Source organism: Bacteroides sp. BFG-637, from assembly GCF_024793605.1.
In the GTDB taxonomy this organism is placed as follows: Bacteria; Bacteroidota; Bacteroidia; order Bacteroidales; family Bacteroidaceae; genus Bacteroides; species Bacteroides vicugnae.
The window spans coordinates 5,170,930-5,185,789 of sequence record NZ_JANUPD010000002.1; the positions used below are offsets into that span (position 1 = coordinate 5,170,930).

Here is a 14,860-nt window from a genome sequence, read left to right on the forward strand (position 1 = left end):
TTTTCGTTATTTATCAGATTTAAAACAGTTTATTGGTGCCTTCCACCAGTTCTCCCATTGCCCATACAGCTCTCACATTCAAGTCTCTGTCTAAAGCAATCATATCGGCATCCTTGCCACGCTCCAGCGTTCCTTTGCGGTCGAGTACTCCCATGATCCGGGCAGGGGTTTCGGAAGCCATGCGCACGGCATCCTCCAAAGGTATTTCCGCCTTCTGCACCATGGTACGAATCAGGCGGTCCATCGTTGCAATACTTCCCGCCAGTGCTGAATGGTCTGCCAGCTTACATACACCGTCCTCGATAATCACACGCGGATCAAAAGCCACCTGACTATCGCTGGCCGCACAAGCCAATGCATCCGTTATCAGGCAAGTGCGTTCCACTCCTTTTATCTTGTAAACAAGGCGCAAGATTGTTGGAGGCACATGAATTCCGTCTGCCACCACTTCCACTGTCATATCATCAATCAGATAAATACTTTCTACCGTACCTTCATACTTGTACTCTTTCCGTTTATGGAATCCCGGCATCGCATTATAAAAATGAGTGGCATGTGTATATCCCGCCTCGTAGGCTGTCTGTATATCCTCAAACTCGGCCTGGGTATGTCCTACCGAAGCCAACACCCCTTTCGCCGTGATATATTTACCAAATTGCATGGCTCCGGGAAGTTCCGGTGCGGCATCCCAACGCTTGATACAATGAGTTTCTTCCAACAACGGAATATATTCTTCGGGATCGGGATCTTTGATATTTTCCGGAATTTGTCCGCCTGCCATCGCCATATTGAAATAATGTCCTTCCAGATGAAGCCCGAGCACAGGGCTATTAGGCTCCGCCATCATTTTTTCAGTAGTTTCCGCAGCTGCACGGATCATGGGAATGGTAGAAGAAGAAAGAGTAGGAAAAATACTGGTAGTGCCATGCTGCATATGAGCTTTGATTGCTGTCCGGAAAGCCTCTTCCGTGCCTTCCATAAAGTCTCTTCCACCACCACCGTGAACATGGATTTCTACACCGCCCGAAACAATATACATTCCTTTGGCATCAATCAGTTTGGCTCCGATAATTGCAAGGTCACAATTGGTTACTTCCAGAATTTTATTGTCACGAATAAGAACTGACCCATCCTTCAACCAGCCTTGCGGAGTGAGGATGCGTGCATTAATGATCTGTGTTAACATATCACAAATAGTTAAATTAATTAAAGGTCTGTGTGAATCAATGACGCTCTTTTTGGGGGAGTACATTGATTTTTTCGTTTGCAAAATTACATTTTTCCGTTCAATCTATCGCTAAAATCGTCCGGTAAACTTCCAATATTATACAAAAAAAGGTTGCCAATCTTATCGACTGACAACCTCATTCTATATGGAGCGGAAAACGAGACTCGAACTCGCGACCCTAACCTTGGCAAGGTTATGCTCTACCAACTGAGCTATTTCCGCAAACTAAATTTCGTCATTCAGAAATCTGAAAGATGGGTGCCCAGAACAGGACTCGAACCTGCATGCCTCTCGACACACGCACCTGAAACGTGCGCGTCTACCAATTCCGCCACCTGGGCAAAACTTAGTTCCATTATTTCAAAGAAACAAGAGCGGAAAACGAGACTCGAACTCGCGACCCTAACCTTGGCAAGGTTATGCTCTACCAACTGAGCTATTTCCGCATTTCACTTTTATAAACTGTGAAGAGAAGGAGACTCGAACTCCCACGACATAACTGTCACTACCCCCTCAAAGTAGCGCGTCTACCAATTCCGCCACCTCTCCATAATTTTAAAGTTTAACCTTTGTGCCCAGAACAGGACTCGAACCTGCATGCCTCTCGACACACGCACCTGAAACGTGCGCGTCTACCAATTCCGCCACCTGGGCAAAGATTATTGTTCCAACATTTCAAAGAAACATGAGCGGAAAACGAGACTCGAACTCGCGACCCTAACCTTGGCAAGGTTATGCTCTACCAACTGAGCTATTTCCGCATTTTTCCGTTTGCGGTTGCAAAGGTAGGGATTTTCCGTAAACCTGCAAACATTCTGCCTACTTTTTTCACAGAAATCTGTTCACTTTGCATCGACCGCAAAACAATCATTTTGATTATCAACTCATTCGGTCACGATAATCTTCATAAGAAAATTGCTTGTATATTTCAGCTTTCCCCTCTTTTGTCCAGATGGCAATGGCAGGATGATGAATTCCGTTAAACATATTTGTCTTGACCATCGTATAATGAATCATATCTTCGAACACAATACGCTCTCCGATTTGTAACTCATGATCGAAGCTCCACAGCCCCATATAATCACCGCTCAAACAGGAATTTCCTCCGAGACGATAAATATATTTTCCTTCATTTCCCATTTCCGCACCACGCACGGCAGGTTGATATGGCATTTCCAGACAGTCAGGCATGTGGCAAGTGAAACTTACATTCAAAATTGCCGTCTTGATGCCACGACTTTCCACTATATCCACTACTTCGGAAGTCAGCACTCCCGTCTGCCAGGTAAAGGCCGAACCGGGCTCCAGAATAATGCGCAAATGAGGATAACGTGCTTTTAACCCTTGCAACAGTCTTATCAAATGATCAGTATCATAGTCTTTGCGGGTCATCAGGTGTCCACCACCCAGATTCAACCATTTGATCTGTGAAAACCAGCGGGCAAATTTAGCTTCGAGATGTTCTAATGTACGTTCCAACTCATAAGAAGAAGATTCACAGTGACAATGGCAATGAAAGCCTTCAATCCCTTGCGGTAATGCTTCGGGGAGCAGATCGGCCGTTATCCCAAAACGTGTGCCGGGTGCACATGGATTATAAAGTTCGGTTTCCACTTCCGAATATTCAGGATTTACGCGGATACCACAAGAAATACCGCTTCCTTCTGCAACCACCATCGGATAGAAACGTTCAAACTGCTGCATTGAGTTGAATGTGATATGACTGCTGCAACGCATGATTTCCGGGAAATCCTGTTCCGTATAAGCAGGAGAATATGTATGCGCCTTACTGCCGAACTCTTCCAATGCCAAACGGGCTTCATACACCGAACTTGCCGTAGAATGATCTATATATTCACGGAATATGGGGAAGGAACGCCACATGGCAAATGACTTGAAAGCAAGGATGATCTCCACTCCCGCCCTGTCGGCTACGCTTTTTATCAAACACAGGTTCTTTCTTAAAAGTTCTTCTTCCATGATGTAACAAGGAGAAGGGAACTGATTAAAATCTATCATATATAAAAATATTATCTAAAATAACGCCTTATGAACGTGAATGCAAAAATACAAATTCAAAAGCAAAGAGGGATTGTTTTATTTTTAATTAAGATATTGGTTTTCGCGAACTTTTTCTTATTTTTACACCTTTATAATCTATAAGTAGTTATATCATCCTAAATACCTGATTGAATATGAATAAAGATTTAAGAAAAGTAGTGATTCTGCTGGCACATCCAAACATAAAGGGATCCCAAGCAAACAAAGCATTAATTGATGCTGTCAGTGACATGGAAGGGGTGGCAGTTTTCAATCTTTACGAGCTGTCGCAGGAAATCGCTTTCAATGTAGATGAATGGAGTAAAATCATTTCCGATGCCTCGGCTGTCATCTATCAATTTCCTTTCTATTGGATGTCTGCGCCGTCATTGCTAAAGAAATGGCAGGATGAAGTCTTTACTTTCCTATCCAAGACTCCGGCAGTCGCCGGCAAGACATTGACAGTAGTAACAACTACGGGGTCCGAATACGAAGCCTATCGTAGTGGCGGCAGAAACCGTTTCACTACGGACGAATTATTACGTCCTTATCAGGTTAGTGCCATTCATTCGGGAATGTCATGGCAAACTCCTATTGTTGTTTACGGAATGGGAACGGCAGACGCAGGGAAAAATATTGCTGAAGGAGCAAACCTGTATAAACAACGTGTGGAGATGCTTATCAGTAGCAGTAATGCCGGGAATAATTGGTAAGACTATACAAAGCGTAGCTTTATCCTATCTAAAGCTACGCTTTACAAGTGCTAAAGCTTAGCTTTAGGTATCATCAACCACTTCTTTTTCAACGTCAGCACCGGCAGGAAAATAAATACTCCGATTACAGACATTATCAATCCTCCGATAGTGCCTGCTGCCAATGGAAACCAAAAGCCTTCTTTCTCCAAACCTACCATAAAAGGAATGAATCCTAAAATGGTAGAAGTCACCGTCAGGAAGATAGGAATCACTTTCGTATTCCAGGCTTTCACGTAAGCCCGAAGCGGTGAAAGACGCGGAAAACGTTTACGAACGGAATTATATTCATTCAAGATATAAATGCTCGCATTTACCGTAATTCCACAAAGCAAAACAAAGGAAGCAAATCCTCCCTGATCGAAATTCAATTTGAACCAATAGAATGTCAGAAACACGCCGATATAAGATACAGGAATCACAAAGATTATTGCCAATGGCTGTTTCAATGAATTGAACAAAATACTCGTAATAAAGAAAATAATAGCAATCACAATCAAAAGCAGGCGATATTGTTTATTATCCTTTCCGCCCCATGACCAGTTATTATCTTCCGATTTAGCAGTATATCCCATCGGAAGGATCTCATTAAACTCTTCCAAATCCTTTTTCAGTAGTTTATTTCCCTGTTCCGAAGAGCCGATATACTCATATTGCAGGCATAACCGATACTGCTGATTCTCCTTGGCCACTTCCTGCGGCATCTGCCCTTTTTCCACAGTTGCCAATTCCGACAACTTATATTCTCTCCCTCCTATTTGAAAAGGATAAAACTGCATCGCCCACACATCCCTATCCACCGACTGACGCGAAGAAAGCTTTATCTTTTCAGTACCCTCTTCCGCCATCACTGAACCAATTTCCATATTCCGTCCATATATCGGATGGATAGCGGCAAACAACTTTCCGGCTCCAATCTCCTCCTCTGCCATTCGCTGTTTATCCAGATTAAAATAGAATTCCATATAATCATCTTTCCACCAAGAGAAATCAGAACCGATTGTCACTTCTCTAATCCGACGGTGAGACAACAACTTTGCTTTTAACTCTTCAGCCCAACCATACAGTTCATCATAATTATATCCATACATCTTCACCCGGAAAGACCCCGCATTCTCACGTACATCATTACTGAATCCCTGGTCCTGCAAGCCATATATGCTCCAATTTCCACCTCCCAGTTGAAGAGCTTTACTAATCATATTAGCTTTCAATGTATAAGGAAAACCGCTTTTCTGGTGTTCTTTCGTAAAATAGATATGAATAGATGCCCTGCAGGCACTTTCCACAGATGTCTGGAACTGCTTGATCTCTTTAAATTCACTCAAATAAGTCTCCATTCGTTTAATCAGTGTATTCATCTGCTCAAGTGTACTTCCATTCGGCAAATTGGCATTAGCGTGAAGCACTACCTCTTCATTATTTGAAAAGTAACTTCCTTCATACACCTTTTGCACAAATAACCTCAAAGTGCCGCCCAATGCCTTATCCACTATTGGTTTCACCTTTTCCTTATAAGTGGAAGTACCCAATGTCTTATTATAAGCTGTCGCCCATTTATCATCACCTTTCATCTTTTCCGGTAATAGAAATACCGGTAATCCGAATGCCAATAATAACAAAATACACACTGCCACCCTCCAACGGCAAAGAACTTGTATCAACCACCTGTAAAAACGGCTAAAATAAACCGGAATCCGGCGTATTCTTGAACGCATCCACACAAAGAAATGTACATTCCCAATCCTCCATCTAACTATTGAAAAAGAAGACTTCTTTCTTCGTTTCAATCCTATTTTATCAATCAGAGAAGGAACAAAGAATAAGGCAACCAGCAGTGATACCCCCAGATTTATAATGACTACTGCTGCAAAATCCTGTAAATTAAGCCGTATCTTCTCATCCAAAAAGAAAATGATAACCAAGGCTCCCATTGTTGTCAACGTAGCTGCAAGAATAGACATAAATGCCTTCCGGTCTCTGCGTCGCAGATAATGATCACTCATTACAATTGTATTATCTATCACCAGGTTTAATGAGACCGTAATACCAGCTAACGAATACAGTTGCATTTCCAATCCGAATATATAATAAAGGATTACAGCTATCGTCATATTGACAATCAAGCTAATCACAATCAAAAAAAGATATTTAGGACTGAAGGTTATCAACAATACAAACAGAAGCAAAATGGCTACAGTCATTCCTGTACGCAAATAGATTTTGCCCAGTTCTTCCTGAATAAATTCCGTTGCATCATAACTGGCATGAATTTCATATCCTGCCGGAAGTAACAACCGGATATCGTCCATAGATGCCTTCACCTTTTCACTCAATGCCAGTTGATTTGCCGTTTCCTCTGCAACAATCGACAGATAGATCGAATTCAGCCCATTAATCCGGTAATAGCTCTGAGGTTGTTCCTCCATGCGGGAAACCTTTACCAACTCATTCAGACCTATGATCTTACCATCCTTCATTCTCACCTTTATCTGCTCCGCATCAAACTCCCGAATCTCATTCTCGGGAACCAATGCCAGACGTATCCATTGTCTGCCCGCAGTTCCCTGTTCCATATCATAAGTACCCAGAAATTCTTTCTGATAATGCAACCGGACGGCCTGACGAATATCATCCGTACTTACCCCAAGTATACGCAATTGTTCTGAATCATACTCCAATCTCCACTCCATCGGAGTAGCTCCACTTAGATTAATCCTATAAATTCCCTGAATCTGTGCAAGACGTGTTTTTATATGTTCCTCCGCATATTGCTGAATTAAGATAGGAGTAGCGGGCGCATTGATCGTAAATGCCATAAAAGGTCCCTGACTACTCTGCCCCGGACTATGCATCTGAATATACGGATAGCTCACCGCGTCCGGCAGTTCCGGCCATGTCTGGCGAATAATAGTAGAAGCCTCAAAACGGGCAACCGCCGCATCCACATGTTTATCCAGATTCACACTGACGCTTCCCCATCCATTTCCTGACGTAGAAGAAATTCCCCGAATCCCTTTCACACGGGCGAGCATTGCCTCCAATTTACTGGTAGCCGTCATTTCCACCACACGTGCCGAAGTGCCCGGCATACTGAAACGTACCGTGAAACCGGGTAATGTGCGTGACGGATTCAGTTTGACAGGCAGCAACGGAATAATCGCCACCCCAACCAATGCCACACAGACAAAAGCCACAATCAGTGTGAAAGCGGAGGCTTTTGAAGACTTTTTTATTTCAGAATCTATATTTTGCATTATTATTTATATGAATGGGAATTTTTAGGCACGGATTACACGGATTACGCTGTTGCTTTGTACAATCATATATCAGAAAACCGTGAAATCCGTGTAATCCGTGCCTAAATTAAAATTATCATTTGATCAACTTCCCTCCGTCAAAATCAAACCTGTCCGAAAGCGAAAGTTTCGAAGCAAAATCAAATAGAGTGAGCCTTCGTATCTTATAATAATTCAGCCAATAGTTCTGTAAGGCAGAGATAAAATTGCGTTGTGCCTGTTGCTGTCTGTTGAGAGAAAGAGTCAGACTATTAATATCTGCTTTACCGATAATAAAACGCTGTTTTGTTTCATTGTAAGCAAGTATGGACAGATCCAACGCTTCTTCCGCACTGGCTATCAACTGCTGCTGGATATTAAAATCGCTTACCGTCATGATTACTTCCTCCTCGATGCTTATCTCATCCTGACGTGCCGATATCTTCACTACATTCAGATTATTCCTCGCCATATTATACTTTCCCTTGCGAACACCCCAGTCCAGTAGCGGAATAGAAACACTGACTGCCACCAAATCCTGCTGCATCGGCTTATGATACACATCCCCGAAGTTATCCGCCACCTGGTTGAAGCCAATACTTGCATTCACACTTGCATTAAAGCGAGATTCCTTTTTTGTCTTATCCACACTTCGTTCCGCTTCAAGTACATTCTGTTTCAGGCCCAACAATTGCGGGTTATTATTCCTACCCCACTTCAAAGCCTCATCTATCGGAATTTCCATCCTTTCCGGACGGGAAGGAAGTTTTAATTCAATTTGCGTATTCTTATCCAGATTGAGGAAAGATGCCAGTGAGAACATAGCCCGTTTCAGGTCACTCGCTTTATTCTGTAATGTATTCTGCGCATTCACACGATCCAGCTTCAACGTCAACAAATCAGCCTGCGAAATAGCCGCAATTCGATGACGCTGTTGCCCAATGCGATACAACGTATCCGTAGAAGCCAGATTTTCTTTGGCTAGATTATATTCCGCCTGTGCCATAGCCAGAGAGAAAAAATAATTAGTAGCAGTTTCCGACACTTTTTCCACATTATAGAGAAATTCCTTTTTTACACGTTCGTATTTTAACGGCTCTATCTTCCGTTCCCATTTAAAGGAATTATATCCCACTAAACTTTGTGAATATCCAATTCGTATAGGGACGCTCGTAAACTGTGTCGCACTGTTCCCTCCGAAATTACGCATATAGGCAAGATTCGATTCCAGATAGAATGTACCTCCAGTCAAATCAAAGTTCTGTTTCACACTCAACCCTCCATAAGCATAGTAAGACTGTTGCGTACGATATACATCCAAATCCTGTCCCGAATCGTATCGTTTCGTTATATCCCGGTTATATTGTGCCGGAGTAACATCCAGTGTCAGACTAGGCAAACGATTTGCCCGGTAAGTCCTGTATTCCCAATAACCGGATAAATACATATTCTGCGTACGGAAGGACTCCAACGAACTGTCGTTGGCAAGAGAAATAGTCCGGTTCAAATCCAATACCAGGTGTTTCTGTGCTCGAAGCTGGGATTCACCACAGAGGACACAGAGGGCACAGAGGAAAACGGGAATTCTTTTCTTTAATCTATTCATAACTCTCATTTTTGGACTAATACTTAATACCTAATATTTATTTTCTTGTTCCGGTAAATAAACCAGTAAAGCAACGGTATGATAAACAGACTCACCGCCGTACCAATCGACATCGTTCCTATCATAGCAATAGACAGAGGTTTTTGCAATTCCGAACCCATATCCGAAGAAAAAAGCAGCGGTACCATTGCGAATATTGTAGTCAATGAAGTCATGATGATCGGTCGTAAACGTCTTCGGCCAGCTTCATGTATAGCTTCTAATAGCGGGACACCTTCCTTACGTAATTCATTAATAGCATCCAGTTTCAGAATAGAGTCATTGATTACGATACCACAGGTAACAATAAGTCCGATAGCAGACATTAAATTCAGCGTATGTCCACAAATCCAAAGCAAAAGCAAGGCAAATGCAAGGTCAATCGGTATCTCCGCCAGAACAAGCAAAGGCTGCAAAAAACTTTCAAACTGTGCGGCAAGAATAAAATACATCAGCAACAACGAAATAAATAAGATTACCACCAATTCATCCAGCATCTCGCTATTGGAAAAGAAACTGCCGGAAAAACCGGTATCCCAATCCTTCATTTCTTCCGCTGTTTGTTTCACCTCTCTTATGAGTTTGTTCCCGTCCGATACACCGTAAAAATCAAAAGGGATATATTCCCCGTTACGTCCGGCAGCAATACTCTTCAAGTCTTCGGCAGGAGTGACCGTCACCAGCTCCCGGAGTGGAATATACTCTCTGTTGCCTTTATTGTCCGGTTCAGTCTGTATCAATGTTTCCTGTAATATTTCATTCACAGTCTTCTCACTGCCCGCAACGTTAATCGGAAGATATTGCTGGTAGGAATGCAGCATAGTCACACTATTTTCCCGGAAAGCAGTTTTCAAGACTCGATAAAGTTCATTGTAAGCAACACGGTAAAGCAGTAGCTTTTCCTTATTGATACTTAGGTTCAACTGATTTTCAAAAGCAATACCTGTAGGAGCGATTCCCGTTCTTCGGAATAACTCCTGTTCCAGCATCCGGATATCTCCCGCTTCCGGTGCTTTTGCCTTATTACGGGTGTAAAATTCGGCTATGATATCCGGTTCTCCCGTTACAAAAAGCTTCTCAAATACCGTCTCCGGTGGAGAGAAAGAAATAACGGAAAGCGGATAATCTTCTTTCAGTTTATGATATATTTCCTGCTGCAAAGGATTGATTGTTTCTGATGTCTCCGTTCGGAAATAGAGTTCTGCTTCGGAAGAAGAAAGTTCCCTTTCACGATTCAGAAGAAAATCCTGTCTGCCAACCGATGCCGTGTGCTCCAATACCTGTTCTTTTAAATCCTTAAAAAGCTCATCCACACGCCGCCTGTTTTCATCCACATGAATATTTTCATTCCACTCGATTCGGGCGATCAATTCATTCTCTTCTATATCAGGCATCCGCTGCTTGTCTATAAAGAAAAAGAAGAATACACAAAGCGGAATAGAGATAATACAAAACAATACACTAAATGTTTTGTGACAGAACACCCAATCCACACCGGCATCATAGAATCGATCCAATGTATGATCCTTTATCGGATTATTAAATTTAAAAGAAAGCCATTTCCATTTCCGGGTATGAATACCTGTCCGATAAACCAGCAGATAAAGCACCGGAAGAAGCATAATACCGGTAAAATACGAAACCATCAGTCCCACTGTAACCGAAAAGGCCTGATCATAGAAAATAGCTCCGGCAATACCACTCATAAAAATCAAGGGAGCAAATACAGAAATGGTAGTCAGGGAAGAACTCAACATGGGTGTCACCACTTCACTTGTCCCTGTTATACAGGCGCGGCGCAATGAATATCCCCGTTCCCGGTATTGTGAAATATTTTCGGTCACAATGATCGAACTGTCAATCATCATACCCAATGCCAGAATTAATCCGGCAAGCGAGATGATATTCAGGGACATATTGCACAGATAGAAGAAAACAAAACTAATCACGATAGAAACCACCATACTAAGTCCGATCACCAACGGAGATTTCACATCTCCCAAAAACAGGACAGCTACCAGACAGATAAAGAAAAAACCTAAAGTAAGATTCTGTTGCAGATTTGAGATGGTGTAGTCCAGTAGCTCCGTCTGGTTGCGACTGATATTGAAGTCAATATCAGGATATAACCGCCTAAAATGCTCCATCGTCCCTACCAAGGAGTTCTTCATCTTGTCCATATTCTCATCCGCCTGCTTGATGACAGCCAGTGTCACCGCACGCTTTCCGTTCGATAAGGACACGCCCTTCTCTTTCACAGGCACGATATTGACCTTGCAGAAATCCTTTAACTGCACAATGCGGTCGCCCTTACGCAGATAGATATTTTCCACATCTTCCGCCGTACGCAGTAATGTCGAGAATTTGATATTATATTCATAGTACCCGTCACGTACCGTCATACTGCCCGGTTCTACATTGTTGGACGACAGGGCGGACTCAATATCCTCGATGGCAAGTCCCATCATGGCAAGCTTGTCCTCATCGGGCACAATCTGTACCTGACGTTCCACCAGTCCGGTCACGTCCACCATAGCCACTTCTTCAAGCTGCTCTATCCGGCGCTTGATAACCGATTCGGCAAATTCACACAAGTCAAGAAAGGATTGCTGTCCCGTGGTAGCAGTACTATAAGCACTGTCATTCTTCAAAGTCAGATTCAGGTAGAACACGGGAATATCCGTTGCGCTCGCCTTGATTACTTTCGGACGTTCCGTTTCCTTGGGGAGATAGTTCATCGCAGCGTCTATCTTCTCATTGACCTCGATAAAAGCAAGGTCCGTATTAGTGCCGAACTCAAAAGACAGGCGGATGATGCCCGCCCCGTCCCTTGATTCGCTATGAATGTCTTTCAAAGTGGAAACTTGAATCAGTTGGCTGCGCAAAGGTTTCACAATCGTGTTTTCCAGTTCGCGGGCGGATGTATTCGCGGCAGACACTTGTACGGTAATCTCCGGAATGGCGATATTCGGAAGCAGCGATACCGACAGTGTGGAATAAGTCACCAGACCGATTATAAAACAGGCGGTGAACGCCATCAATACGGCGATAGGACGCCGGATTAAAAATTTTATCATGCTTACTTTAGTTTTAGTCACGGATTACACGGATTACGCTGTTGCTTTATGCTATCACAATTCTAAAACCGTGAAATCCGTGTAATCCGTGCCTTTTTGATTATCTTACATTTACTTCCGCTTCATGCGCCAGATTCAGGTTTCCGGTCACAATAACCGTGTCTCCTTCCAATAAACCGTCTTCAACACCTTTCCGGGATTTATCAGAAACGATGTATTCCGTTGCGTTCTCCAGTCCCGTATGCACATAGTTCCACATAGCCTTGCCTTCTTTCAATGTGAACACCACCTGCTTGCCGGAGCGCAGTACCACAGCCGTCTTGGGAATCACCAACTGTTCACCCAGATTCCGCCTGACACTGACCCTCACATTCATACCGCTGAACAGCCTGCCTTCACCGTTTACGTCAGCCTTCACCTTCACCATTCCATTGGTATCCACCAACGGATTGACTTCAGATACCCTACCCTCAGACGAGCTTCCCCCGGCATAAGGAATGACCGTCACCTTATCACCTTTTTTAATAAAGGCAAGTTCATTCTCCAATACGGTAAATTCAGCTTCCATTCCTTTGGTATCAAGAATAGTACAGAATACTTCCGAGGTATTGGCCGGATTATAAGGCTTTGAAAAAAGATTAGCCACCACCCCGTCAAAAGGCGCGGCAAGCGTCGCATGCTCCGTCTCCCTTTTTGCCAGTTCGTACTGGGATTTCGACTGCTCGTAACCGCTCTTCACTTTCGCAATCTTCATTGTCTCCACAGGAACCTTGCTGAAATCATCCGGCGTATATCCCTGCCCGATGAGTACATCTTTCAATTCTAGCTCAGCTTTCAACAGAGCGTCTTCCGCCTGGGACAGTTTCTGCTCCAGACGAAATCTGTCCAATTCCGCCAGTTTCTGCCCTTTATGTACACGGTCGCCATTCTTCACATAAATACGGGCAATGACTTCGCCCGTTTCAAAGCGCAAATCGGCTTTACTGCGGGCATTCACCTTTCCGTTGCTTACCAGTTCATGGTCAAAATTCCGCTTCTTCAGAATTTGGGTAGTAACTTCATTCTTTGTGTCAGGAAGAACGGTAGTCACTCCTTTCTCCTGTTCATCAGCACTATTTTTCTTACCAGAGCAAGAGGTGTTTGCTCCTAATGCCAAACATAACAGTAACCATATACAATCGTGTTTCTTCATATTTATTGGTTCTTTTATTTCAATAATTTCTTTACTTCTTCTCTCATTTCTCTGACTGCCGTAGACTGCACTTTCGGTTCTTTCGTCAACACTATTTCAGCAACATATTTTAATTTTTCAGGTTGCCGATATTTTGGCTCCGCATAAAGTTTCGCCAACAGATAATAGGGATAAATCCGCCCCGGAAGCCGGTGCGTAGACCGAATCAGGTATTCTTCCGCTTGCTCATAATCTCCTGATGCCTGATAATTCTTGCCGATAATATTCAGAATCATGGGATCATTACTGTGTGTCATCGCTTCCTCCAATATCCTTGTCGAGTTATCATATTCTTTCAATTTATGCAGAGAATATCCGTATTCAAAAAGAAATGCTCCACGATTTGCTAATTCGGGATATAACTTCTCGTAGTCTTCTTTAGCTGACTGGTAAGCCCCTATATTATAGAGCATCTTACCACGATGCCAGTCCTTACACGCATCATATTGGTTGTTTTTCCAATAATACGCTCCCAATAGGACCATCAGCGAAACAAAAAATAATAGTATTATCTTTGAACGCCCGATAACACAAGCCGCCAATAAAAAATAAAATGTCACTGCAAATCCAGGAATCTGTATCGGATAAGAGGAAAAGGCAAATACCATAACAGAAATTACACTCCCACAAAGACCTATTCTTCCTTCACTGCTCCCCTTCCAAAGACAAAATCCAATAACTAAAGAGACAACTAATAAGAAAGGAATCCCATATTCCACTGCTACTTGCAGATATTCATTAAAAGCATATTCCGGACTTCCTGCCACCAATTCTTCCGTTTCCGAATATTCTCCGTTGGCGAAATAATCTTCCTGCGCTCTGCCATAGGCCGAAACAAAATTCCCAGTTCCATGTCCGATAACGGGACTTTCGGCAATAGTAAGAGTGCTGACTTTCCACATGAACAAGCGTCCGTTGGCGGAAGTGGCTTTCAGTTGGAAAAGTGCGTAACCAATCATTATGATTATAACACCGCCTGCGATACAAACCAGTCCTACCTTTCTTTTATCTCTCTCTCTAATCTCCTTTAATTTGCTTCCCCATGAAGCGTGCATCCCATATACCCATACACCCGATATAATGGCAGCAATCCAAGCCGAACGGCTCATTCCGGCAGGTAGTACACAAAGAATCAACAGCATCACTCCCAATGCCATATAATATTCCCCCTGTTCTCCCCATGTACGTTCTGTTTTTTCTTTCAAATTTAGCCATTCATACAGGCAAAGCGGGAATATCATCGCCAAATATCCCGAATAAGGTCCCGGATTATAGAAAGAGCCCGTAAGTGCATATAAAGAGTGATTGGAAACAGCCAAGCCATATATCTGCCTCAATCCCCAGATAGCTTCCATTCCTCCCAATATAATCAATACCCATGTCACGATGGTTGGAAAAGACAAATAGTTTTTTCTATTCAGACAAAAGGATAATAGACAGCAAACGACAAAAACAAAAGTCATGCGTCCCAACCATAGTATTTGATATGCCATTTCACCGACAGGAATATCATTCGAAGTAGCAAAAACTACTACGCTCAAGATTGCCGCAACTCCTGTAAGAGTTATTACATCCGCCATATTCTTCTGTGTCATCCGCATCAATTCCA

At 43.0% G+C, this 14,860-nt stretch carries 8 protein-coding genes and 6 tRNA genes; 1 reads left to right on the forward strand and 13 read right to left on the reverse strand.

From position 1 onward, the window contains the following. Positions 1–19 precede the first annotated feature (19 nt). The 8 genes from nagA to nspC all read right to left on the reverse strand — a co-directional run bounded on the left by nagA (position 20) and on the right by nspC (position 3,247). The gene (nagA, locus tag NXX38_RS20225) at positions 20–1,186 is read right to left on the reverse strand and encodes an N-acetylglucosamine-6-phosphate deacetylase (RefSeq protein ID WP_258980842.1); all 1,167 of its coding nucleotides are present in this window, start codon (positions 1,184–1,186) and stop codon (positions 20–22) included. 188 nt (positions 1,187–1,374) lie between these two features. Then, positions 1,375–1,450: transfer RNA gene (locus NXX38_RS20230), tRNA-Gly, on the reverse strand. 37 nt (positions 1,451–1,487) lie between these two features. Further along, positions 1,488–1,569 (reverse strand) — tRNA-Leu (locus NXX38_RS20235). A 32-nt stretch (positions 1,570–1,601) separates the two neighbouring features. Next, positions 1,602–1,674 (reverse strand) — tRNA-Gly (locus NXX38_RS20240). Between the two features lie 19 nt (positions 1,675–1,693). Beyond that, positions 1,694–1,777: transfer RNA gene (locus tag NXX38_RS20245), tRNA-Leu, on the reverse strand. 23 nt (positions 1,778–1,800) lie between these two features. Next, positions 1,801–1,882 (reverse strand) — tRNA-Leu (locus NXX38_RS20250). 34 nt (positions 1,883–1,916) lie between these two features. Continuing rightward, positions 1,917–1,989 (reverse strand) — tRNA-Gly (locus NXX38_RS20255). Positions 1,990–2,107: 118 nt separating this feature from the next. Beyond that, entirely contained in the window at positions 2,108–3,247 is a 1,140-nt protein-coding gene (nspC, locus tag NXX38_RS20260; RefSeq protein WP_195649582.1) for a carboxynorspermidine decarboxylase, read from the reverse strand. 176 nt (positions 3,248–3,423) lie between these two features. Here nspC and NXX38_RS20265 point away from each other — a divergent pair, with 176 nt between their 5' ends. Further along, positions 3,424–3,981, forward strand: a complete 558-nt coding sequence (locus tag NXX38_RS20265; protein ID WP_258980844.1) for an NAD(P)H-dependent oxidoreductase — start codon at positions 3,424–3,426, stop codon at positions 3,979–3,981. Between the two features lie 50 nt (positions 3,982–4,031). Here NXX38_RS20265 and NXX38_RS20270 read toward each other — a convergent pair whose 3' ends face one another. The 5 genes from NXX38_RS20270 to NXX38_RS20290 form a co-directional block, all read right to left on the reverse strand. Beyond that, complete coding sequence (locus NXX38_RS20270) at positions 4,032–7,277, reverse strand: efflux RND transporter permease subunit (RefSeq protein ID WP_258980846.1); 3,246 nt, start codon at positions 7,275–7,277, stop codon at positions 4,032–4,034. Between the two features lie 118 nt (positions 7,278–7,395). Next, complete coding sequence (locus NXX38_RS20275) at positions 7,396–8,904, reverse strand: TolC family protein (RefSeq protein WP_195649584.1); 1,509 nt, start codon at positions 8,902–8,904, stop codon at positions 7,396–7,398. A 23-nt stretch (positions 8,905–8,927) separates the two neighbouring features. Further along, entirely contained in the window at positions 8,928–12,020 is a 3,093-nt protein-coding gene (locus NXX38_RS20280; protein WP_258980849.1) for an efflux RND transporter permease subunit, read from the reverse strand. 100 nt (positions 12,021–12,120) lie between these two features. Beyond that, complete coding sequence (locus tag NXX38_RS20285) at positions 12,121–13,212, reverse strand: efflux RND transporter periplasmic adaptor subunit (RefSeq protein ID WP_195649586.1); 1,092 nt, start codon at positions 13,210–13,212, stop codon at positions 12,121–12,123. A gap of 14 nt (positions 13,213–13,226) precedes the next feature. After that, positions 13,227–14,852, reverse strand: coding sequence for an O-antigen ligase family protein (locus NXX38_RS20290; protein ID WP_195649587.1), 1,626 nt, complete (start codon positions 14,850–14,852; stop codon positions 13,227–13,229). Positions 14,853–14,860 lie beyond the last annotated feature (8 nt).